The 21,116-nt window shown below is 60.9% G+C and carries 20 protein-coding genes; 6 read left to right on the top strand and 14 right to left on the bottom strand.

Annotated elements, in window-relative coordinates; translation table 11 throughout:
- Window positions 1-188: 188 nt before the first annotated feature.
- From aceE to ACFVHU_RS00625, 6 genes are all read left to right on the top strand, one after another.
- A complete protein-coding gene (gene aceE / locus ACFVHU_RS00650) occupies window positions 189-2,933 on the top strand; it encodes a pyruvate dehydrogenase (acetyl-transferring), homodimeric type (protein WP_388021902.1) in 2,745 nt (914 codons plus the stop codon).
- A 156-nt stretch (window positions 2,934-3,089) separates the two neighbouring features.
- The gene (locus tag ACFVHU_RS00645) at window positions 3,090-4,301 is read left to right on the top strand and encodes a PucR family transcriptional regulator (RefSeq protein WP_388021900.1); all 1,212 of its coding nucleotides are present in this window, start codon (window positions 3,090-3,092) and stop codon (window positions 4,299-4,301) included.
- Between the two features lie 176 nt (window positions 4,302-4,477).
- Window positions 4,478-5,401, top strand: coding sequence for an ACP S-malonyltransferase (locus ACFVHU_RS00640; protein ID WP_388021898.1), 924 nt, complete (start codon window positions 4,478-4,480; stop codon window positions 5,399-5,401).
- 219 nt (window positions 5,402-5,620) lie between these two features.
- Window positions 5,621-5,866, top strand: a complete 246-nt coding sequence (locus ACFVHU_RS00635; protein WP_105657746.1) for an acyl carrier protein — start codon at window positions 5,621-5,623, stop codon at window positions 5,864-5,866.
- 120 nt (window positions 5,867-5,986) lie between these two features.
- Window positions 5,987-7,234 (top strand): beta-ketoacyl-ACP synthase II, encoded by a 1,248-nt coding sequence (gene fabF / locus ACFVHU_RS00630; RefSeq protein ID WP_388021895.1) that lies wholly within the window; start codon window positions 5,987-5,989, stop codon window positions 7,232-7,234.
- A gap of 193 nt (window positions 7,235-7,427) precedes the next feature.
- A complete protein-coding gene (locus tag ACFVHU_RS00625; RefSeq protein ID WP_105657744.1) occupies window positions 7,428-8,003 on the top strand; it encodes a dihydrofolate reductase family protein in 576 nt (191 codons plus the stop codon).
- Between the two features lie 6 nt (window positions 8,004-8,009).
- Here the strand turns inward: ACFVHU_RS00625 and ACFVHU_RS00620 are convergent, their stop codons facing one another.
- From ACFVHU_RS00620 to trmD, 14 genes are all read right to left on the bottom strand, one after another.
- A complete protein-coding gene (locus ACFVHU_RS00620; RefSeq protein ID WP_388021893.1) occupies window positions 8,010-8,396 on the bottom strand; it encodes a VOC family protein in 387 nt (128 codons plus the stop codon).
- 298 nt (window positions 8,397-8,694) lie between these two features.
- On the bottom strand, window positions 8,695-9,198 hold the full coding sequence (locus tag ACFVHU_RS00615) for a DUF3145 domain-containing protein (RefSeq protein ID WP_105657742.1): 504 nt from the start codon (window positions 9,196-9,198) through the stop codon (window positions 8,695-8,697).
- 141 nt (window positions 9,199-9,339) lie between these two features.
- Window positions 9,340-10,335, bottom strand: a complete 996-nt coding sequence (locus tag ACFVHU_RS00610; RefSeq protein WP_133833433.1) for a tyrosine recombinase XerC — start codon at window positions 10,333-10,335, stop codon at window positions 9,340-9,342.
- A gap of 33 nt (window positions 10,336-10,368) precedes the next feature.
- A complete protein-coding gene (dprA, locus tag ACFVHU_RS00605) occupies window positions 10,369-11,613 on the bottom strand; it encodes a DNA-processing protein DprA (RefSeq protein WP_286172105.1) in 1,245 nt (414 codons plus the stop codon).
- 8 nt (window positions 11,614-11,621) lie between these two features.
- A complete protein-coding gene (locus ACFVHU_RS00600; protein WP_133833434.1) occupies window positions 11,622-13,181 on the bottom strand; it encodes a YifB family Mg chelatase-like AAA ATPase in 1,560 nt (519 codons plus the stop codon).
- Window positions 13,178-13,540 (bottom strand): YraN family protein, encoded by a 363-nt coding sequence (locus ACFVHU_RS00595; RefSeq protein ID WP_332504277.1) that lies wholly within the window; start codon window positions 13,538-13,540, stop codon window positions 13,178-13,180. Before ACFVHU_RS00595 ends, ACFVHU_RS00600 begins: the two co-directional genes overlap by 4 nt.
- 161 nt (window positions 13,541-13,701) lie before the next feature.
- Entirely contained in the window at window positions 13,702-14,022 is a 321-nt protein-coding gene (locus ACFVHU_RS00590) for a DUF2469 domain-containing protein (RefSeq protein ID WP_105657739.1), read from the bottom strand.
- Complete coding sequence (locus ACFVHU_RS00585) at window positions 14,022-14,747, bottom strand: ribonuclease HII (protein WP_133833436.1); 726 nt, start codon at window positions 14,745-14,747, stop codon at window positions 14,022-14,024. Before ACFVHU_RS00585 ends, ACFVHU_RS00590 begins: the two co-directional genes overlap by 1 nt.
- An 11-nt stretch (window positions 14,748-14,758) precedes the next feature.
- Entirely contained in the window at window positions 14,759-15,463 is a 705-nt protein-coding gene (gene lepB / locus ACFVHU_RS00580) for a signal peptidase I (protein WP_286134539.1), read from the bottom strand.
- 164 nt (window positions 15,464-15,627) lie between these two features.
- Window positions 15,628-16,215: a hypothetical protein gene (locus ACFVHU_RS00575; protein ID WP_133833437.1), complete on the bottom strand. Its 588-nt coding sequence runs from the start codon at window positions 16,213-16,215 to the stop codon at window positions 15,628-15,630.
- Window positions 16,216-16,388: 173 nt separating this feature from the next.
- Window positions 16,389-18,596 carry a S1 family peptidase gene (locus tag ACFVHU_RS00570; protein ID WP_388021888.1) on the bottom strand — a complete coding sequence of 736 codons (2,208 nt, stop codon included), beginning with the start codon at window positions 18,594-18,596 and terminating at the stop codon, window positions 16,389-16,391.
- 424 nt (window positions 18,597-19,020) lie between these two features.
- Window positions 19,021-19,668, bottom strand: a complete 648-nt coding sequence (lepB, locus tag ACFVHU_RS00565) for a signal peptidase I (RefSeq protein ID WP_332727385.1) — start codon at window positions 19,666-19,668, stop codon at window positions 19,021-19,023.
- Window positions 19,669-19,681: 13 nt separating this feature from the next.
- On the bottom strand, window positions 19,682-20,041 hold the full coding sequence (rplS, locus tag ACFVHU_RS00560) for a 50S ribosomal protein L19 (RefSeq protein ID WP_105657733.1): 360 nt from the start codon (window positions 20,039-20,041) through the stop codon (window positions 19,682-19,684).
- A 250-nt stretch (window positions 20,042-20,291) separates the two neighbouring features.
- Entirely contained in the window at window positions 20,292-21,116 is an 825-nt protein-coding gene (gene trmD, locus ACFVHU_RS00555; RefSeq protein ID WP_105661210.1) for a tRNA (guanosine(37)-N1)-methyltransferase TrmD, read from the bottom strand.

Raw genomic sequence — 21,116 nt, 5'->3', positions numbered from 1 at the left:
TCAAATGTCTGATTTAAACCGGTTTTTGCTGGAAAACGCGCCACAAAACTGGATCGTTTAACACTAGAGTTGCATATGAACCGGCAGTGCACATCATTCCAGTGCTACTGCACCCGTTGTCCCAATACCGATGCACCGCAGCGCAAAACTGCACAGCGTCGGAGCCGCAATTCAATCAAGGAGCTTCCGTGGCTGTAGAGGAACACATCTCCCAGATCCGTAGCGGGTTGACTTACCAGCTGTCCGATCGGGATCCTGAGGAAACTCAGGAATGGATGGACTCGTTTGACTCCCTCGTAGAGACCCAGGGCACCGAGCGTGCCCAGTTCATTATCCGCTCGCTGCTGCAGCGTGCAGGTGCCAAGTCCGTGGGCGTGCCTCACGTGACCACCACCGACTACGTGAACACCATTCCTGTGGACCAGGAACCAGAATTCCCGGGCGACGAGGCCATCGAGCGCCGCTACCGCGCTTTCATGCGCTGGAATGCCGCCATCATGGTGCACCGCGCCCAGAACCCTCATATCGGCGTTGGCGGGCACATCTCCACCTACGCCGGTGCAGCGACCCTGTATGAAGTAGGTTTCAACCACTTCTTCCGCGGCAAGAACCACCCAGGCGGCGGCGACCAGGTCTTCTTCCAGGGCCACGCCTCGCCAGGCATGTACGCCCGCGCGTTCCTCGAAGGCCGCCTGTCCGAAGAGGACATGGACGGCTTCCGCCAGGAAAAGTCGAAGGAAGGCCACGCGCTTCCTTCCTACCCTCACCCGCGTTCCCTGCCAGACTTCTGGGAATTCCCAACCGTCTCGATGGGCATCGGCCCAGCTAACGCCATCTACCAGGCGCAGCTGAACCGCTACCTGCAGAACCGCGGCATCAAGGACACCTCGGACCAGCAGGTCTGGGCCTTCCTGGGCGACGGCGAAATGGACGAGCCGGAGTCGCGCGGCTTCCTGCAGCTGGCCGCCAACGAAAAGCTGGACAACCTGAACTTCGTCATCAACTGCAACCTGCAGCGCCTTGACGGCCCGGTTCGCGGCAATGGCAAGATCATGCAGGAACTGGAAGCCTTCTTCCGCGGTGCCGGCTGGAATGTCATCAAGGTTGCTTGGGGCCGCGAGTGGGATGCCCTGCTCGAAGCAGACAAGACCAACGCGCTGGTTGACATCATGAACCAGACCCCGGATGGCGACTACCAGACCTACAAGGCCGAGTCCGGCGCATTCGTTCGCGAGCACTTCTTCGGCCAGCGTCCGGAAACCAAGGAATTGGTTGCCGACATGAGCGACGACGAGATCTGGAACCTGAAGCGTGGCGGCCACGATTACCACAAGGTCTACGCCGCCTACAAGGCTGCTGCGGAGTTCAAGGGCAAGCCGACCGTCATCTTGGCCAAGACCGTCAAGGGCTACGGCCTGGGTTCGCACTTCGAGGCTCGCAACGCGACCCACCAGATGAAGAAGCTGACCATGGAGGACTTGAAGAAGTTCCGTGATCACCTGCGCATCCCCATCACCGACGAGCAGCTCGAAGCGGACCTCTACACTCCTCCGTACTACCGCCCAACCGAGGATTCGGCTGAGTACAAGTACATGATGGAGCGCCGCGAGGCCCTGGGCGGTTCGGTGCCTACCCGCCGCCAGGAAGCTTCGAAGAAGCTGGCCCTGCCAGGCGAGAAGACCTACGCGATCGCCAAGCGCGGTTCGGGCAAGCAGCAGGCGGCCACCACCATGGCCTTCGTGCGCCTGCTCAAGGACCTGATGCGGGACAAGGAATTCGGCCACCGCATCGTGCCGATCGTGCCAGATGAGTCCCGTACCTTCGGCATGGACTCGTTCTTCCCGACTGCGAAGATCTACAACCCGGGCGGCCAGAACTACCTGTCCGTGGACCGCGACCTGGTCCTGGCCTACAAGGAATCCCCTCAGGGCCAGCTGATCCACCCGGGCATCAACGAGGCCGGCGCCGTCGCAGCCTTCACCGCTGCCGGCACCAGCTACTCGACCCACGATGAACCGCTGATCCCGATCTACGTGTTCTACTCGATGTTCGGCTTCCAGCGCACCGGCGACCAGTTCTGGGCAGCCGGGGACCAGATGACCCGTGGCTTCATCATCGGCGCTACCGCCGGCCGCACCACCCTGACCGGTGAAGGCCTGCAGCACGCAGATGGCCACTCGCCAATCCTGGCCTCGACCAACCCTGCTGTGATCACCTACGATCCGGCCTACGGCTACGAAATCGGCCACATCATGCGCTCCGGCCTGGAACGCATGTACGGCGGAACCCACGCCGATCCGAACGTGATGTACTACCTGACCGTGTACAACGAGCCGATCAGCCAGCCAGCTGAGCCGGAGAACGTTGACATCGAAGGCATCATCAAGGGCATCCACCTGCTCAAGGAAGCTACCACCGACGGCCCGCGCGCACAGCTGCTGGCCTCGGGCGTGGCCGTGCCATGGGCGCTGGAAGCCCAGGCCATCCTGGCCGAGGAGTGGGGCGTTTCGGCTGATGTCTGGTCGGTCACCTCGTGGAACGAACTGGCCCGCGACGGCCAGCGCGCCGACGCCGAGGTGCTCGTGGATCCATCGAAGCCGCGCCGCACCCCGTACGTGACCTCGAAGCTGGAGTCCACCCCGGGCCCAGTCATCGCGACCACCGACTACATGCGCGCCGTGCCCGAGCAGCTGCGCCCGTACGTGCCAGGTGAGTTCCACACCCTGGGCGCGGACGGCTTCGGCTTCTCGGATACCCGTGCCGCAGCCCGCCGCTTCTTCAAGATCGATGCGCACTCGCTGGTAGTGCAGACCTTGCAGTCGCTGGTTGAGCGCGGCGAAATCCCTGCGGACACCGCAGTGAAGGCGCACGCCAAGTACGACCTGAACAACGCCAACGCCGGCCAGTCCGGCAACGCTGGCGGCGACGCCTAGGCCCCAGGGTCCAGGTGCCCGGAGCTTGCTCCGGCGCCGCATTGAGCAGCTGCCCGATGACGAGGTTTTCCTCGTTGCCGGGCAGCTGGCTCATTTAATCTCACCATTACCTGCTGTGCCGGGCGCGGGGGAAGAAAAGAAACTAAGCTGGAACCCATGAGTCCTGAAATGGATGCCGCCGCAGCTCCGAAGAACCGTCCCAGCCGATCCCAGGCACCCAGCAGTGAAACGCTCAAGCGACTCAAAAGCCATATTGGCGTCCTGTCCACCACCGCGCTGAAATACCTGGACCAGCAACTGCCCTGGTACCGATCGCTGGCGCCCAATGAGCGCGCCGCCCTGGGGCTGATCGCCCAGAAGGGCATCTCCACCTTCGTTACCTGGTACGAGGATCCCTCCTCCACCCCGTCCTGGGTGGTGACCGACGTCTTCGGCGCCGCTCCCACGGAGCTGACCCGATCCATCTCCCTGCAGAAGGCCTTGGGCCTGTTGCGCACCATCGTGGAAGTGGTCGAATCCCAGGTGCCCGACATCGCCGCCGAGCATGAGCAGGCAGCCCTGCGCGAAGCGGTGCTGCGCTATTCGCGCGAAGTAGCTTTTGCCGCCGCCGATGTCTATGCCCGCGCCGCCGAAACCCGCGGCGCCTGGGACTCGCGCTTGGAGGCCCATGTGGTCGACGCGGTGCTGCACGGCGAGGCCCACGACTCGCTCTCCTCGCGCATTGCGGCCATTGGCTGGAAGTCGCAGAAGAATATCCGCATCCTGGTGGGCACCACCCCTTCGTCCAACCCGGCCACCTTCGTCTCGGCCCTGCGCCGTATTGCCATCCGCTACTCGCGCGATTCGCTGGTGGGCGTGCTCGGCGACCGCTCGGTGCTGATGCTTTCGGACACCAAATTCGAAGAAGCGGATCTGAGCCGGCTGACCCGGTTCTTCGGGCCCGGCCCGCTGGTCTACTCCCCCATGGCTCCGACGGTGAAGGAGATGCACCACGCCGCGGTGGCAGCCGTGGCGGGATTCAGCGCCGCCAAGGCCTGGCCGCAAGCGCCGAATCCGGTCGGTGCCGATGACCTGTGGCCAGAGCGTGCCTGCAACGGCGATGAACTGGCCCGCACGGCGCTGGTGGACCAGGTCTACATGCCGCTGCAGCAGGCCTCCAATGGCCTGGCTGAAACGCTCTCCAGCTACTTGGCGCTCGGCCACTCGCTCGAAGGCACCGCCCGGGAACTGTTTGTCCATGCCAACACGGTGCGCTACCGGCTCAAGCGGGTCAGCGAAGTCACCGGTTGGGATCCACTGGTTCCCCGGGATGCGTTCGTACTGCAAACCGCGCTACTTTTCGGACGGCTTCACGAATCGAACTTGTAGGCTTCAACCAAAGAGCATCGAGCTCCCGACACCGATAATTCCGAGTTGATCGCGCATTACAGCGGAATTCAGCTTCTGGATACGCTAGGCTTTTGTAGAGATCCTACAAACAGTCACCACGAGCTTGGTACTCAAATGAAGCGCCAAAAGCTCCCAACATTTGGAAAGCTGTAAGAGTGTTAGCAATCGTTTGCCCCGGACAGGGCTCCCAGACCCCAGGTTTCCTCACCGAATGGCTCGACGTCGATGGTGTGGCCGAGCATTTGCAGGCGCTCAGCTCGATCACCGAGCGCGACCTCACCGCCCACGGCACCACCTCCGATGAAGAGACCATCAAGGACACCGCCGTCGCCCAGCCGCTGATCGTCGCCGCCGGCCTGGTTACAGCCCGTGCGCTCTTTGGCAGCTCACTGCCGGCAGGTGCCATGGTGGCCGGCCACTCGGTTGGCGAGATCACCGCGTCGGCGCTGGCCGGTGCGCTGGACGAAGCTGACGCCATGAATTTCGTGAAGGTCCGCGCCAACGCCATGGCCGAAGCCGCTGCGGCGACTCCGACCGGCATGGCAGCAGTGCTCGGCGGCGACCCGGATGAGGTGCTGGTCAAGCTCGACGAGCTGGGCCTGACCCCGGCCAACGCCAATGGCGGCGGCCAGATTGTGGCCGCAGGAACCATGGAGCAGCTCGCGGCCCTGGGCGAGAACCCGCCGGCCAAGGCTCGCGTGATCCCCCTGAAGGTTGCCGGCGCATTCCATACCGCGCACATGCAGCCAGCAGTTGGCATCCTGGAGGAACTGGCCGGAACCATCACCCCGAAGGAACCAGCGGCAACCCTGCTCTCGAACTTCGACGGCAAGGCCGTAGCCGATGGCCAGGCGAACCTCGATTCGCTGGTCGCCCAGGTATCGCGCCCGGTCCGCTGGGACCTGTGCATGCAGACGCTGGCCGAAGCTGGCGTGACCGGTGTGCTGGAACTGGCACCGGCCGGAACCCTGGTGGGATTGGCCCGCCGTGGTCTCAAGGGCGTGAAGACCCTGGCGGTGAAGAGTCCAGCGGATCTGGAAGCTGCCAAGGCGTTCATCGCCGAGCACACCGCCAACTAGGCTTTTGCGCCGTTCACAGATTGTGCACGCCGGGAACGTCATGTTGCGTCCGCCGAGCGCGTCTCTGGCCTAAGCTTTAAACCGACGAAACGTGCCGCGCATTCTTGATGCGCCACCAAAGTTTCATTAAGCCGGCTGGAACCGGTTCCTGGAAACAGGATCCGCGCCCAGCCACAAAAATGACCGGAGTCCTCCGGCTAAGAAGAAAAGGAGCCATCCATGGCTAGCAACGAAGAAATCCTGGCGGGCCTCGCCGAAATCGTCAACTCCGAGACCGGCCTGGACGAAGCAGACGTGCAGATGGACAAGTCCTTCACCGAGGACCTGGACATCGACTCGATCTCGATGATGACCATCGTCGTTGAGGCTGAGGAAAAGTTCGAGGTCAAGATCCCTGACGAAGAGGTCAAGAACCTGAAGACCGTCGGCGACGCCGTCAACTTCATCGCTGCGGCACAGGCCTAAGCTTCCCGGCGTTTTTCGCCACACCGTTGTGCGGGCAAGCCGCGCACACCGGCCGGTACGTCAAGCCGGCCCCCTGAATTTCCAAGCACAGTTCTTATTCGCACAGTAGAGAGTTTGATGATGGCGCGCAAAGTAGTGATCACCGGTCTCGGAGCCACCACCCCAATCGGCGGGGATGTCCCCACCCTATGGGCAAACGCCCTCAAGGGCGTCTCCGGCGCCGTAACCCTGGAAGATGACTGGGTTAAGGAATACGACCTGCCGGTCACCTTCGCCGCCCGCGCTGCTGTGCAGCCGACCGAGGTACTCTCCCGCCCGGAGACCAAGCGCATGGACCCATCGACCCAGTTCGCTGTGGTTGCGGCCCGTGAAGCCTGGGCCGACTCAGGCCTGGACAAGGAAGAGATGGACCAGAACAAGCTGGCCGTTGCCTTCGCTACCGGCATCGGCGGCGTCTGGACCCTGCTCAACGCCTGGGACACCCTGCGTGAAAAGGGCCCACGCCGCGTCCTGCCCATGACCGTGCCAATGCTGATGCCTAACGGCCCAGCAGCTGCCGTGTCGCTGGACCTGGGTGCCGCCGGTGGCGCGCATACCCCGGTTTCGGCTTGCGCTTCGGGTACCGAAGCGATGCACGTTGGCCTGGAACTGATCCGTTCGGGCAAGGCCGATGTGGTCATGGTCGGTGGCGCAGAAGCCGCGATCCACCCCATGCCGATGGCCGCCTTCGCGTCCATGCATGCACTCTCCCGCCGCAACGATGATCCGACCAAGGCTTCGCGTCCCTACGACACCGACCGTGATGGCTTTGTCATGGGCGAGGGCGCTGGCGCGCTGGTACTGGAAGCCGAAGAGCATGCAATCGCCCGCGGCGCACGCATCTACGCCGAGCTGGCAGGCTCCTCGGTCACCTCCGATGCGCACCACATCACCGCACCGGATCCAGAAGGCATGGGTGCAACCCGTGCGCTGAAGGCTGCCATGTTCGATGGCCGCATCCAGCCAGAGGACGTGGTCCATGTGAACGCCCACGCAACCTCCACCCCAGTTGGCGACAAGCCGGAATACGCTGCGCTGAAGAACGCCCTGGGCGATCACCTCGAGAACGTGTGGGTATCCGCGACCAAGTCACAGATGGGCCACCTGCTGGGCGCTTCCGGTGCCGTGGAGTCCGTGCTGTGCGCACTGGCCATCTACAACCGCAAGGCCCCGGTGACCATTAACCTGGACAATCAGGATCCAGAGATCCCGTTGAAGGTCGTCACCGGCCAGCCTGCGCAGCTGCCTGCAGAGGGCTCCATCGTTGCGCTGAATAACTCCTTCGGCTTCGGCGGCCATAACGCCGTGGTCGCCATCCGCAGCGTCTAGCCGTTCCGGCAGCTGCAGGCGAGCGCGCCACTGGGCTAGTTGAAGATTACTCTTCAACCAGCCCAGTGGTCTTTAACCCCGAAAGAATTGGCTCAGAGCCATTGCTTCGGTCCTGACATGTTCGTTAAGCTCAAGTACCGCCTCATGTCGGAGGCAACTGACGGTACTTGCCACGAGCAAAGGATCCCTTCCCATGCGCACCCTGATCGCCACTTCCTTCGTCTCCTTGGACGGTGTCGTCCAAGCCCCGGGCGGCGAACCCGGCTACCGCAATTCAGGCTGGACGATGAACTCGGTCGAGTTCGACCCCGCCGCCTACGAACTGAAGGGCGCCGAGCAAGAAGAAGCCAGCGCCATGCTCTTGGGCCGGCACAGCTACGAGGCCTTCTGCGCGGTGTGGCCCTCGATGACCGAGCAGTTCCCGCAGTACAACGCGATGCCCAAGTACGTGCTCTCCACTACCTTGCGGGAGAAGGACTTGGCCGGGAACTGGGGCGAGACTGCGATCTTGCGCTCGGTCGCCGATGTGGCGCGGCTTCGAGCCGGCGACGGCGGCCCTATCAGCATCCATGGTTCGGCAACGATGGTCCACTCGCTGCAAGAACATCAGCTCATCGACCAGTACAACCTGCTGGTCTTCCCGGTTTTGCTTGGTGCAGGCAAACGCCTTTTCAGCGACGCGAGCCTGGACGCGCAGAAGCTGGCCCTTATTGATTCGCAGGTCTACTCCAACGGCATCCAGAAGAACGTGTTCAAGGTTCAGCGCTAGCTGGTCCTAGCTGGCTGCGGGCAGGTAAGGCCGGGTGATCAATTCCAGGTAGTGCCCGGAAGGATCAAGCAGGTAGACTCCCCGGCCGCCGTGTTCATGATTAATCTGCCCTGGCAGCTGCCGTTGGGGATCGGCCCAGTGCTCCATTTTCCCCTCGCGGATAGTCGCGTAGGCGCGGTCGAAATGCTCGTCATCGAGCAGGTAGGCATAGTGCTGCGCTGGGAAGTCCATCGGTGGTGCAGCGAATTGAAGCAGCACCCCGTGGGCCAGGCTGATGTTGGTAAATGGTCCCCAGCTTGATTCCGTGCGGGCTTCGAGCAGCTCAAGATAGAACTTTGCCATGCGTTGCGGGTCGAGTGAAGCGATGATGGTGTGGTTGAACTGTGCGGTCATGTCTCCCTTTCGTGGTTCAGATGTGCTGTTCTTTGGTGGAATGCATCTGGCACGGGAGGCCCGCGGATCAGGGAACGACCAGTTTGCCGTTCCGGGAGTGGCCGCATGCGGCCTGACTGGTCATCATCGCCATCGAGCATAGCACTGCGCTTCGACACTTCTCCACAACCGCAGTTCTTAGAGCAAGAAGTGGGATCCCCGGCATGGGATCCCACTTCTTTTGGGTAACAACCCCGCACCATCGGGGTTGTATCTGAGTGTCTGTTGATAAGTCACTCAGGGACTAGATAACCAGTTGCTAAACCACCTGGTTGAGCCATCGAACAGGCGCGTCTTCGCCTGCGTGACGGAAGGGTTCAAGTTCTTCATCCCAAGGCTCGCCGAGAGCGATGGACATCTCCTGGTAGAAGACCGAGGGATTGCCGTCGCCCTTTTCATAGGCCCACCGGATGCGTTCTTCGCTGACCATGACGTTGCCAGCGCAATCAACCGTGGCGTGGAAGATGCCAAGATCAGGGGTCACGGACCAACGGCTGCCGTCGGCACCCGGGCTTGGGTCTTCGGTGATTTCGAAACGAAGATGCTGCCAACCATGCATCTCACTGGTCAGCAAAGCGCCGGTACCTTGCGTACCTACCCACTCGATTTCGGCGCGACAAAATCCGGGTGCGACGTGCTGTTCGGTCCACTCCATTTTTACTGGAGTGCCGAGCACGGACCCGATTGCCCATTCCAGATGTGGGCATAGCGCTGCAGGGGCGGAATGAATATAAATCACGCCTCTGGACATCGGTGCAGACATGCCATCCTCCGTTGCGGTGTTGATCGTCTTCCCCTACGTCAACATCGTTCCGGTGCCATCGCCGCCGATACTTCCATTTTGCCCGATGAAGAGGCCTTTCGCCACCCAGAAAGGCTATTTTTGCAGATTGGTACCAAATAGTCAGGCTCGCGGATGGGCTTGGCGGTAGCTTTGCCTCAATCGGTCAACCGAAACGTGAGTATATAGCTGGGTTGTTGCCAGCGAAGCATGCCCGAGGAATTCCTGGACGGCACGCAAATCTGCGCCGCCATCCAGCAGATGCGTGGCTACGGTGTGCCTTAACGCGTGCGGGCCGCTGGCAGCGGTATCCCCCAGCGATTGCAAGGCCTTGGAAATGACCTCGCGTGCCTGGCGTACATTCAAACGCGCACCGCGCACCCCTACGAGCAAAGCGCCTTGAGCTTCCTGGCGGGCCAGGACCTTGCGATGCGACCGAATCCACCCGATGATCACGCGCTCTGCGGGCTTGCCAAACGGAACAACCCGTTCCTTGTTGCCCTTGCCGAGAACCTTGACGGTGCGTCGTTCGAAGTCGATGTCGTCAACGTCCAAGGCCACGAGCTCGCTGATACGCAGGCCGGATGCGTACAGCAACTCGGCGATGACTTTATCGCGTGCCGCTACGGCCTGGCTCTTGGCATCGGGGGCAGGTTCCGGCTTGCTCTCGCTGACTTCTTTTCCAGCAGGCGGCTGGGCTGTTTCGGAGAGCAAGCGGTCGATCTGGCTTGGTTGCAAAACATGCGGAAGACGCCGTTCCTTCCTGGGCGCGGCCAGCCGCAGGGCAGGGTCCGCGTCGATCAGCTGATGCTTCAGCGCCCACGCGAAGAAGCTCTTCACCGCAGAGATCCTGCGGGCCAAGGTGGTGCGGGAAATCTGCGATTCATGAAGCTGCGCCAACCAATCGCGGAGCGTATCAACTGAAATCTGCTTGAGGCTCGGATCCTGCGCATGGTGGAGCAAGAACTGGCCGAGGTTCCGCAAATCCACTTCGTAGGCTCGCAGGGTATTAGTGCTGCGGCCGCGTTCGCGTTGCAGGTACTCCAGGTAGTCTGCCACCGGCTCAGCGAATTTTGCTGACATCGCATTGCTGGCGTGCGTCGTTGATTCTTGCTTCATCACTATTGAGGATACCCTCAGCTGCGTCACCGGTCAGTTTTGGCGCACCAACTTCCATGCCAGGCCATCGGTGGCAGCCATTTGCAGTGTCTCCAATCGATTGATGGCGCGTAGCGTCTGGATCAGCGGCACCCCGCTGCGGGCAGAGATCTCATCGACCAGCAATCCTTTGGTGAAGGACATGATGTCGTACACCATTGCTTCGTCCCTACCCAGGACGTCCGTCGGGCGTTGCTGAACTTTGGCACTCCGCGGCTCTGCTTGGCAGTGGTGGCCAACCAGGCCCAGCGCATCTTGCGGGCTGGCGAGCAGGGCCGCACTGCCCTCTGCAATCAATCGGTGGCACCCTGCGGAGTTGGGCGCGAAAACACTTCCGGGAACGGCCGCTACATCGCGTCCCAGCTCGACTGCATGGCTGGCGGTGTTCAGTGCTCCTGAGCGGTGGCGCGCTTCGCTGACGATGACCAGCCTGCTCAATGCCGCGATCAGCCGGTTGCGGTTCAGGAAGCGAAAGCGTGCTGATGTGGTTCCGGGAGGCACCTCTGAGATCAGCACGCCGCGAGCAATAATCTGGTTGAGCAGGTTGCTGTTGCCCGAAGGGTAGAGCCGATCGATGCCGCCAGCCATAACCGTGATCGTTGGCGGGTTCGGATGCTGCCAATCGTCCACGCTCAGAGCGGCCCGGTGCGCGCTGGCGTCAATGCCGTAAGCGCCACCCGAGACAATGGTGTACCCGTTCAGGGCCAGGGTCCGGCCAAGATCGAAGGTGACTTGATCACCGTAGTCACTGGCATCGCGGGAGCCGACGATGGACACGCTGCGCGCCAGCTCTTGGCCTTCGAGCAATTGCGGGTTCGCTGAACGCCACCACAGGCACAGGGGACGTCCCAGTTCCAGGTCGGCTAGCTGTCGCGGCCACGAAGCATCGTCCGGGATCAGCAATCCGCCACCCGCGCGCGCAGCGGCATCCAAGGCTCCCGCCGGGTTGCTCAGCGACAGGCGCTTTCTCCATCGGGCCAAGGCTACCCTCAAGTCTTGTGCGCCATCCCCGGGCGGGTGGAATCCGAGGATTCCGTCGACCGGCGCTTTGAGCGCGGCCGGGTAGAAATCCTCCCGCTGGATCAGGCGCAGCAGTTCCTGTGGGCTCATCAGTTCCAGCAAGGCCGTGGCCACATAGTCGTTGGGCTCGATAAGTTGGTTCAGATGGGCGTAGACCCGGCGCTCCTGGCTGGTTGGAGCCGAGGCTTTTCCGGCAGTGTTCACATCGTTGAAAGTCATGGCCTTACCTAGCTATTTTCCAAGTTCTGGCGAAGGTGAGCGGCGATGGCCAGATCATCCTCGGTTGGTGCTGCATGCCCTTGCTGGTCTGCAACCGTCCACGCGACCCGCAGGAGGCGGTGGATGGCACGCGCAGAGAGCCCGCGTCGTGTGGCGAGTTGTTCAAGCGCCGCCCGGGTCTTGGCCGAGTATTCCAGTTCATTCCTGAGGATCTGAGTTGGTATTTGCGCGTTGCAAGCAATAGAGAACTTTCCCAGCCGCTCCTTGCTGCGTGCCCGGGTGGCCAAGACGCGTTCACGCACCTGTGCACTGGATTCATTTGGTACTCCGCTAAGAAGCTGTGCCTGCGCTACCGGATTGACTCTGACTTGCAGATCCACACGGTCGAGGATGGGTCCTGAAAGCCGGGCGAAATAGCGCCGGCGGGCCATGGGCGTACAGGTGCACCCGGTACCGGTGCCGAAGTTTTTTCCGCAGGGACACGGATTGGCGGCCATGATGAGTTGGAAACGGGCCGGTAGCCGCTGGTGGCCGCGTATCCGCGCGAGGTTGATATAGCCTTCCTCGATCGGTTGGCGAAGCGCATCAAGTACACCGGTTTGGAATTGCGCTGCTTCATCGAGGAATAGAATGCCCTGGTGCGCGCGGGTAATGGCCCCGGGAATGAGTTGTGCGGTTCCGCCGCCAATCAGGGCTGAGCGGGACGCGGTGTGGTGCGGCGCCACGAAAGGCGGGGTGCGTTGCAGCTGGTCCAATTCCCCGGATCCGCCCCGAGTAATGGAATGGACCGCGGTGGCTTCAAGTGCTTGCAAGTCATCAAGTGGCGGCAGAATCGATGGCAGGCACTTGGCCAGCATGGTTTTGCCGGCGCCGGCCGGTCCGACCATGATCAGGTGGTGCCCGCCGGCTGCGGCCAGTTCCAAGGCGAGCCGAGCTTCCTGCTGCCCGTTGACCAGGCCCAGGTCCGCATCGCCCGAGGCAGCAGTTCCTTCGGAAGGGCCGGCAGATTCGGTGGGCGCCTGCGGCTGCCGGTGGCGCAGGTAAGTGGTGACCTGTTCGGCTGGGGCTCCGCAGCAGGTGAGGACCTGTCCCAGATGGCGTAGCGCCATGACCTCGATTCCATGCACCAGCCTCGCTTCTGCCCCGTTAGCCTCGGCCACGATCACCCGGTCAAGACCATGGACCTTGGCCAGCTGCACCGCTGGCAGCACCCCGGGTACTGGCCGCAAGGTGCCATCCAAGCCGAGTTCCGCCATGTACAGCGTGCTCGGTGACGCGAACAGCTGTTGATCAGCGGCCAAGGCGGCGATGACGATGGCCAGATCGAAAGCTGATCCATACTTGGGCAGTGTGGCTGGCGAAAGATTGACCGTCAGTTTCCGGTTTGCCAGAGGAATCCCTGAGTTCCTAGCCGCGGCTTTGATTCGTTCGCGGGCCTCGCTCAAAGATGCATCGGGCAAGCCCAGCAGGACGAATCCGGGAATGCCGTTGCCGAGGTCGGCCTCGACTTCCACCAGTGAGGCGCTGACCCCGTGCAGGGCCACTGCGCTGGTCCGGGCGGTGCTCATGAGCGCACGTTCTCATGCAGCCGGCATTCGAACCCTGTTGTTGTCAGATAGACCTCGACGATGTCCACGCGAAGTTCGGCGAGAAACATGCGATGGCATTGGGCCCAGGAAATCAGCAGCCTGTTGAGCCGGCAGAATTTTGCCGCGCTGATCGCCTCGAAGCCCGATCCATAGCGTTGCGAGGACCTCGTTTTGACTTCGACGGCGGTGATCTGGCCGTTGCCGGCTCTTGCCACCAGGTCCAGCTCCCCTGCTGGGCATCTCCAATTGCGATCGAGAATTTCGTAGTGCTGCCCGGTGAGAAATGCGGCGGCAGCTTGTTCGCCATCGGTCCCTAGGCGTTGCTTCGCGGTCTGCATGTTTGCTCCTCGATGTCTGCGATCCGTAATGGAAACATCGTCGGAGAATTATGGTCCACAGCGGCGGCGCCCGCCGCGGAATGTGGACAATTCGCTTTAAGCGAGATCGCCGGCTCTGTTCCACGAACAGAGCCGGCGATCGAATGCCGCAGTGCCTCGCGCTAGGAGCCCAGCCCATCCTTCGGGATCTGGAACTCGTCAGGGTTCAGTTCTTCGACGTTGACGTCCTTGAAGGTCAGCACTTTGACGGACTTCACGAAGCGCCCTTGCCGGTAGATGTCCCAGACCCACGCGTCGGTGAGGTTCAACTCGAAGTACACTTCCCCGGCGTTGGACAGGGTCTTCACGTCCACTTGGTTGGCCAGGTAGAAGCGGCGCTCGGTCTCGACCACGTAATTGAACAGCCCCACCACGGTCTTGTACTCGCGGTATAGCTGCAGTTCCATGTCGGACTCGTAGTTTTCCAGGTCGTCGGCAGCCATCACTTTGCTTTCCTTGTCGTGGCTTCACCTTGGGCCTGATCAGCACCCGAAGTCAAGTTCCAGCTCTTGCGGTGGTAGTCGCAGGGACCCTGCGCAACGATCGCGGCACGATGCGCAGCGGTGGCATACCCCTTGTTGATCTCCCAGCCGAAGGCCGGATGCTCGGTGGCCAGATCAACCATGATTCCATCGCGTTCGACCTTGGCCAGGATGGACGCTCCAGCGATCGCCTGGCAGGTCATGTCGCCTTTGATGATGGTCGTCACCGGGATGTGCAGGCCCACGGGTTCGCGGTCATCGGCCAGGATGTCGAAGAGATCCGGTTCCGGTGCGGTCAGCCAGTCGTAGCTGCCATCCAGAAGCGCCGCCTCGGGCTGTACCGCGCACAGCTCCATGGCCCGCGATCCGGCCAGGCGCAGGGCGCCAGTAACTCCCAGCTCATCGATTTCAGCCGCAGAGGCATGCCCGACGCCATAGCCCACGGCCCACTGGCGAACGGGATCGACCAGTTCCGTACGGGTTTCCGGGCTCAGCAGCTTGGAGTCGCGCAGCGCTGGGAACTCCGTGACCTGCTCAATATCTATTACCGTCATGCCGACGGTAATCGGACCAGCCAAGGCGCCGCGTCCCACCTCATCGACCGCTGCGATATAGCGGAACCCATGCTTGGTTGCCAAGGCGCGCTCATGTTCTAGCGTGGTTGCCTTGCTCTTCAAAACGGCCATGGGCGGTGCCCCTACTTCGCCACTGCGTGCGGGACGTTGGCGAAGACTTCTTCGTGCGAGTCGACGATGCCCCAGCGCGAGGTTGGCCAAGAGATCACCGAAGCGCGGCCCTGGACGGATTCGAGGTCGACGAAACCGCCCTGGCGATCGGCGTGGAAGCGGGAATCCGCGCTGGCACCTCGGTGATCACCCATCACCCAGATTTTTCCTTCTGGGACGGTCGCCTTGAATTCCATGTCTGACGGGCTGTCGCCGTCAAAGATGTACGGCTCGTCAATGGGCTCGCCGTTGATCGTGATGGCACCTTCCGCGGTGCAGCACTCCACGGTGTCACCGGGCATGCCGATGATGCGCTTGACCAGGTACTGCTCATCAGCCGCTGGCAGCACGCCGACAAAGGAGAGCGCATTCTGGAACGCGGTGGGGTACTCGGTCAGCGGTGGCAGCCATTCCTGGTCATCGCGGAAGACGACGACGTCGCCACGTTCCAACTCGAACGGCCCGGGAACCATGAGGTTGGCGAAAATCCGGTCGTTGACCTCGAGGGTATGCTCCATGGAGCCTGATGGGATGTAGTAGGCACGGAAGAAGAAGGTCTTGATCACGAACGAGAGCAACAGCGCGATCGCGATGATGATGACAATCTCGCGGACGAAGCGCCATATTTTGTATAGGGGTCCCCTGCTTGGAGGAGTCTCTGCTGATGCTGCGCTCACGATTCGATTAGTACCTTCCATTGTCGCGTGTAATCCCCATCTTACGTGTCTTGCCAGGCGCAGCGGATCATTGCATAGCCACGGCCAGTTGCCCAGAAACGCACCAATGGCCAGGTCCGTCGCCGGGCCTGGCCATTGGTGCGTCCGTTCAAGCGGACTGCGGGCTACTGGGTGGCAGCAGGCGACATGATGCCACCGCTCTGCTTGTAGTCCACGGGGATTTCGCCGATGGGCTTCTCAGCTTCAATCAGCTTTTGGACTTCGTCCAGCTGGCTCTTATCCACCGACAGGGTGATGCCGCCCGTTTCAGGATTCAGCGTGTATGCATGGATGGCAGTGCGCACGGGGTTTTCCTGCTTGCCCTGCCACTTCATGATTTCGGAAATCGCCGAACGAAGCTCCTCGCTGCTGAATTGGACTAGGTGCCCGATAGCCCCGGCTTCTTCAATAACGGATAGCTGCTCTTCGCTGGTCGTCGAAACGTTCAGCTGCCCGTCCTTGATCCAACCCTGGACGTATTCATCGCCCAAGGCTTCGGAGAGCTGGTCATTAGTCTGGAGCAATGCGTCTTGGTCCACGGTGTTCCCGCTCGAGTTTTCTGTTTGCTGCGAGGGTTCCGATGCCGTGGCGCTGGCCGTAGCCTGCGCACCTGGATCAGTTCCCTGACCACAGCCGGTTAGCAATAGGGCAGCCATGGCGGCAGTAGAGGCCAGCATGATTGGCGTGCGTGAAGTTCTAGCGTTGAAATTCATAATTTACACCTCGGTGATATTCACGTTGCCGCAACGATCTTAGCTTTGAGACTAGTGCCGAAATCGTAGAGCAACCAAGGAACTACATGTGTGCCAAGTAAAAATGCCCCGCTACTTGTTCTCAAGTAGCGGGGCATTTTCAGCAGGACCCAGTCCCGCCGGATCAGAATCCCTTAGCCGTGGCGACGTGCGTTGCGGCGGAACAGCAGGAATGCCGCACCGGCCAGGGCCATTGCGCCACCGGCGGCGATCAGCGGAACGCTGTTCGAACCGGTATCCGCCAAAGGATCGTCCTTCTTAGGAGTTTCCTTTGGAGTTGCAGACTTGCTTGGCTCGTCGTCCTTCTGGTCCTTCGGAGCTTCCGACTTGTCGTCGTCCTCCGAAGCGGAAGGAGAGGTGCTCTCCGATGGCTTGTCGCTTTCGTCCTCGGAAGGCGATGGCGAGGTGCTCTCGGAAGGCTTGTCGCTTTCTTCTTCGGAAGGCGATGGCGAGGTGCTCTCGGAAGGCTCAGTAGTTGGTTCCTCGGAAGGCTCCACAGTAGGTTCCTCGGTCGGTTCCTCGGTTGGCTCCTCGGTCGGTTCCTCGGTTGGTTCCTCGGTTGGCTCCTCAGTCGGTTCCTCGGTTGGTTCCTCGGTTGGAGTTGGAGTCGGCGCAGCAACGATCAAGACGTTGGCGTTGACCCGCTCAGAGGTGTTGAAGCCGTTCTTGGCCACAACGCTGAACGCAAACTTTCCTGGTTCTTCCGGGGCTGGGAACGAGAAGTTTCCTTTAGCGTCCAGCTCAACCTTCTTGTAGAGCTTGCCGTCAACGACCACACGGATGATGGTGCCAGCCGGAGCATTGGCAAGGGTACCGGTGATTGCTTCACCAGGTTCAACTTCAGTACCGTTTTCCACCGTGATGGCAGGGGTATTGATATGGAATTTCAGCGTGTAGCCATCAATGTAGCCCTTGTCGAAGACATCATCGAGCGAGGTGTACATGGCGATGTCATCAGCGGTGTTTTCCTCCAGGTCTTCACCTGCGGCGTTGGCCGAGTTGATGCCTGCAGCCTTGCTGCCAACGAGCATTGGGCCACCGGAGTCACCCTGGTCGAGCACGCGCTGGCCAGGATTTTCAGCGACATAGCCAGCAGCTGAACGGTAGGTCTGGTCCGAGCCACCGACGAAGAAGACACCTTCGCCGACGATCGGGGAGCAGCTCCAACCGGTAGTACGGCCCGAAGAGCAAGCTTCCGACCCGACGAGAGCCTTGGTCGTGCCAGTCACGTTGATAACGTCGTCGCGAGGTTCCTTGCCGTCAACCCATTCGGACACAGCAGCATGCAGGTTCAGCGCAGGATTGATGTTATCGATCACCGAGATATCCGTGCCTGGTTCCAGGTTATTGAACTCTTCCTCGGTCAAGGAGTTCAGTTCGTCGGCAGATAGGCCCGAATTACCCGGACCACCGAACTGGTTGAATCCAAAGGTACCCAGCTCGGCACCCAGCGTTGGCGATTGGCCTGGTACCGACTGTTCGGCAAGGCCCAAAATCTTGGTGGCGCCATCTTCCGAGCAGTGCCCAGCCGAGATGATGGCATCTTCACCCTCTGCGGTCCACGCAGTGAATCCGAGCGAGCAGACCGTCGACGTGCTAGTAGGTGCGCCGGACTTGTCCATTGCGTAACCCAGAGCACCGTAAATATCCTCTGCGGCGGTGGTCTTGGCAACACCCGAGCTTTCTACACCGTCAACGTGCGTAGCTTCGCTGACGAACTGCTCAACGGTCAGCTTCTCAGGCAGGGAGCCAGCGGACTTGGACTTCAGTTCGTCCGCAGCTTCCTTCTCGTCGAAGCCCTTTGCGTAGATCTTCAAGCCATCGTTGGTCTGAAGGATAGCGGTGATGCGCTTCAGTTCCTTCGGCTCGATGTTGGCCAAAAGCTCGGTGTAGACCTTGTCTACGGTCTTGACCTGCGAGTCAACTTCGGTCACCACGATAGGAGCCGGAGCTGCACTGGCCTTGACGATCTCCTTGGCCTTGGCAGCGTCCTTCTTGCTTACGGTGATCTCGGCTTTGCCGTCCTTCACCGAGGCAGTGGCGTCAATGCCTTTCGCATTCAGTTCGTCGCGGACTTTGGAAGCAGCGTCGCTGGTCTCCCCGTCCTTGACGTACTCTTCAACGGACTTATTGAGGTCCTTCTCAATAGCCTTGTCGAGCCCCTCGGTGTCCAGAGCGGTTTCGCTGGCCAAAGGCTTCTCGCTTGCCGTAGCGGACGCAGACGGCGATTCGGAGGCCGTTGGCGCCGCTGCGGCAGGCATGAAGCTAGAGCCGACCACCAAGGCGGTCGCGGCTGCTGCAACGATGCCGCGTTGCGCAGTCTTCTTTTTTGGATGTGGCATTAATGCTTCTCCCAGATTTATGGTGCGAGTGCCCGCGCGTCCCCTTACCTAAGGGCGCGCGCGTAAGCACAGGTGTTGTTACCAAAATGAAACAATACTTGGTTCCGACACAGCTTTTCAACCATCGAATCCAACAAAAATATAAATTCCAGAACCCGTTTCACCTAGTCAAATAGCTCTACCCTCATCGAGCTTGGTTACAACTTACGTGCCAGTAGTATTGGTTTAAGATTGGACTTCTCTTTCTAATCCCTAGTCAGCTTGGTGGATCCTGAGTGTTGTCGCGAAATTTACACACCAATTGCACAGCAAATCGGGTGGGATGGAAATCCATCCGAATTAATTCCATTAACCTAGAAAAATAGCGCCAGATGGGTAGTTCTACCCATCTGGCGCTATCAAAATCGCCGGTTGCTACGGCGTGTCATCTGATTACTGAACGCTGATCGAGCGGCCAAATCACCTCGGTCGCTTTGCCCGTGACGCGCTCGACGCTGATCATTCCGCCGCCGCTTGCGCCCAGCAATGCCCGCGAATCCTTGGAAGTGGAGCGGTGATCGCCCATGACCCACAAGCGGCCAACCGGCACTTCTACGGAAAACTTCTGTTCGCTCGGAGCATCCCCGGCGAAGATGTACTGCTCGTCTGCAGGCTCGCCGTTGACGAGCAGTCGCCCATCGGCGCTGCAGCATTCCACGGTGTCTCCCCCAACGCCAATGACGCGCTTGACGTACTTATTGCTGCTCCCGGTGAGGCTGAACGCCCCCAGCAGATCATCAGCGAAGCTGGCCTTGGCGTAGGGCAGGAACGAGCCGCGGCCATCGAAGACGATGATGTCTCCGCGTTGCGGTTCGGCATCCGAGTAAGCGCGGCGGTCTACGGCGATGCTCTGGCCAGGGTTGAGCGTGGATTCCATGGAGTTGGACTCGATATGGAAGACGTCGATCAGGGTGGCGCGAATGACGATGGTGGCCAGCAGACCAAGAATGATGGCGAGTACAGCGAAGCGCCAGACCCATGAAAAGGCCCGGCGCTTCATTGTTGCCCGCTCAGTGCGTGCAATCCGGTTCATTGAAGAACGCAGATTACTTCTTTGCGCTGAAGTCGCGCTTCTCGCGGATGCGAGCAGCCTTGCCGTGACGATCGCGCATGTAGTACAGCTTTGCACGACGAACGTCACCCTTGGTCACAACCTCAATCTTGTCGATGATTGGGGAGTGAACTGGGAAGGTACGCTCAACACCGGTGCCGAAGGAAACCTTGCGAACGGTGAAGGTCTCGCCAACACCCTGGCCCTGGCGACCAAGGACGTAGCCCTGGAAGACCTGAACACGGGAGTTCTTGCCTTCGATGATGTTGACGTGAACCTTCAGGGTGTCGCCTGGGCCGAAGGCTGGAACGTCGGAGCGCAGCGAGGCTGCGTTAACAGAGTCAAGAATATGCATAGTGCATCTCCTAGGATCAATGCCGCAGGTCACCGAATCCTCGTAGCGGGGCCCGACACCGGTCGAAACCAGTGAAATCCCCGGAACGTTGTACCACCGATTGCCTCTAGCAAACGGTGCGGCGGTCTTCTGTGGCTCGAGCTTCCCCCTGCGGCAGGAGTCGAACAAAAACACACCAAGAAACAATTATGCCGTATCAGCGAAGCCGATGCGAGTTTGCCCGAAATGGCTTTCGAGTGATTTTGGCCTCTTAGTCGCTCTCGGTGCCGGCGCCGGTAGCCCAGTCCAATTCGGACTTGGGGGTTATGGCACCGTCAACGAGCGCGAATCCGCTGTGCCATAGGGCATCGCGGTCCCTGCGGTTCAGGCTCTCGGCATCCAGCTGCGTGATCAGGTCGGGGCGACGCGCTGCGGTGCGCTTGATCTGCTCGTCGCGGCGGAACCGTCCCACCCGCTGGTGGTTGCCACCGAGCAGCACCTCGGGGACATCGCGGCCGCGCCAGGAGGCCGGCTTGGTGTACACCGGGTATTCCAGCAGAACATCCGAGTGGGATTCTTCTACCAGCGATTCCGGGTTGCCGATGACTCCTGGGATCAGCCGGGCGATGGCTTCCACCATCACCATCACGGCCACTTCTCCCCCGTTGAGCACGTAATCGCCGATGGATACGGGGATGACGTTGAAGTTCTCGTGCGCGTATTCGATGACGCGCTCATCGATGCCTTCGTAGCGGCCGCAGGCGAAGACCAGATGCTCTTCCTCGGCAAGGTCGTAAGCCATCTGCTGGTTGAAGACGGCGCCTGCAGGCGAAGGGACAATCAGGGTTGGCTTGGGGCCGCCAGCATCGGCTGGGCGCACCGCGTCCAGTGCCTGTCCCCATGGTTCCGGCATCATCACCATGCCGGCGCCGCCACCGTACGGGGTGTCGTCGACCTTGCGGTGCTTGTCGGCAGTGAAGTCGCGCAGGTTGGTGACGTTCAGATCCAGGATGCCGTCTTCGGCGGCGCGGCCAATCAGCGAAAGCGAGAGCGGCTGGAGGTACTCAGGGAAAATCGAGATGACGTCAAGACGCAT

Source organism: Glutamicibacter sp. NPDC127525 (assembly GCF_042672105.1).
GTDB lineage: Bacteria > Actinomycetota > Actinomycetes > Actinomycetales > Micrococcaceae > Glutamicibacter.
This window is presented reverse-complemented; position numbering and strand designations above follow the sequence as displayed.

Coding starts and splice junctions, on each gene's coding strand:
- lepB (WP_332727385.1), bottom strand. CDS start 19,668: ATGAACCGGATTGCACGCACTGAGCGGGCAACAATGAAGCGCCGGGCC.
- ACFVHU_RS00620 (WP_388021893.1), bottom strand. CDS start 8,396: ATGACCGCACAGTTCAACCACACCATCATCGCTTCACTCGACCCGCAA.
- ACFVHU_RS00585 (WP_133833436.1), bottom strand. CDS start 14,747: ATGGCCGTTTTGAAGAGCAAGGCAACCACGCTAGAACATGAGCGCGCC.
- ACFVHU_RS00590 (WP_105657739.1), bottom strand. CDS start 14,022: ATGGCTGCCGACGACCTGGAAAACTACGAGTCCGACATGGAACTGCAG.
- ACFVHU_RS00575 (WP_133833437.1), bottom strand. CDS start 16,215: ATGAATTTCAACGCTAGAACTTCACGCACGCCAATCATGCTGGCCTCT.
- trmD (WP_105661210.1), bottom strand. CDS start 21,116: ATGCGTCTTGACGTCATCTCGATTTTCCCTGAGTACCTCCAGCCGCTC.
- ACFVHU_RS00610 (WP_133833433.1), bottom strand. CDS start 10,335: ATGAAGCAAGAATCAACGACGCACGCCAGCAATGCGATGTCAGCAAAA.
- ACFVHU_RS00625 (WP_105657744.1), top strand. CDS start 7,428: ATGCGCACCCTGATCGCCACTTCCTTCGTCTCCTTGGACGGTGTCGTC.
- dprA (WP_286172105.1), bottom strand. CDS start 11,613: ATGACTTTCAACGATGTGAACACTGCCGGAAAAGCCTCGGCTCCAACC.
- ACFVHU_RS00600 (WP_133833434.1), bottom strand. CDS start 13,181: ATGAGCACCGCCCGGACCAGCGCAGTGGCCCTGCACGGGGTCAGCGCC.
- ACFVHU_RS00595 (WP_332504277.1), bottom strand. CDS start 13,540: ATGCAGACCGCGAAGCAACGCCTAGGGACCGATGGCGAACAAGCTGCC.
- ACFVHU_RS00615 (WP_105657742.1), bottom strand. CDS start 9,198: ATGTCTGCACCGATGTCCAGAGGCGTGATTTATATTCATTCCGCCCCT.
- ACFVHU_RS00635 (WP_105657746.1), top strand. CDS start 5,621: ATGGCTAGCAACGAAGAAATCCTGGCGGGCCTCGCCGAAATCGTCAAC.
- rplS (WP_105657733.1), bottom strand. CDS start 20,041: ATGCATATTCTTGACTCTGTTAACGCAGCCTCGCTGCGCTCCGACGTT.
- ACFVHU_RS00645 (WP_388021900.1), top strand. CDS start 3,090: ATGAGTCCTGAAATGGATGCCGCCGCAGCTCCGAAGAACCGTCCCAGC.
- fabF (WP_388021895.1), top strand. CDS start 5,987: ATGGCGCGCAAAGTAGTGATCACCGGTCTCGGAGCCACCACCCCAATC.
- ACFVHU_RS00570 (WP_388021888.1), bottom strand. CDS start 18,596: ATGCCACATCCAAAAAAGAAGACTGCGCAACGCGGCATCGTTGCAGCA.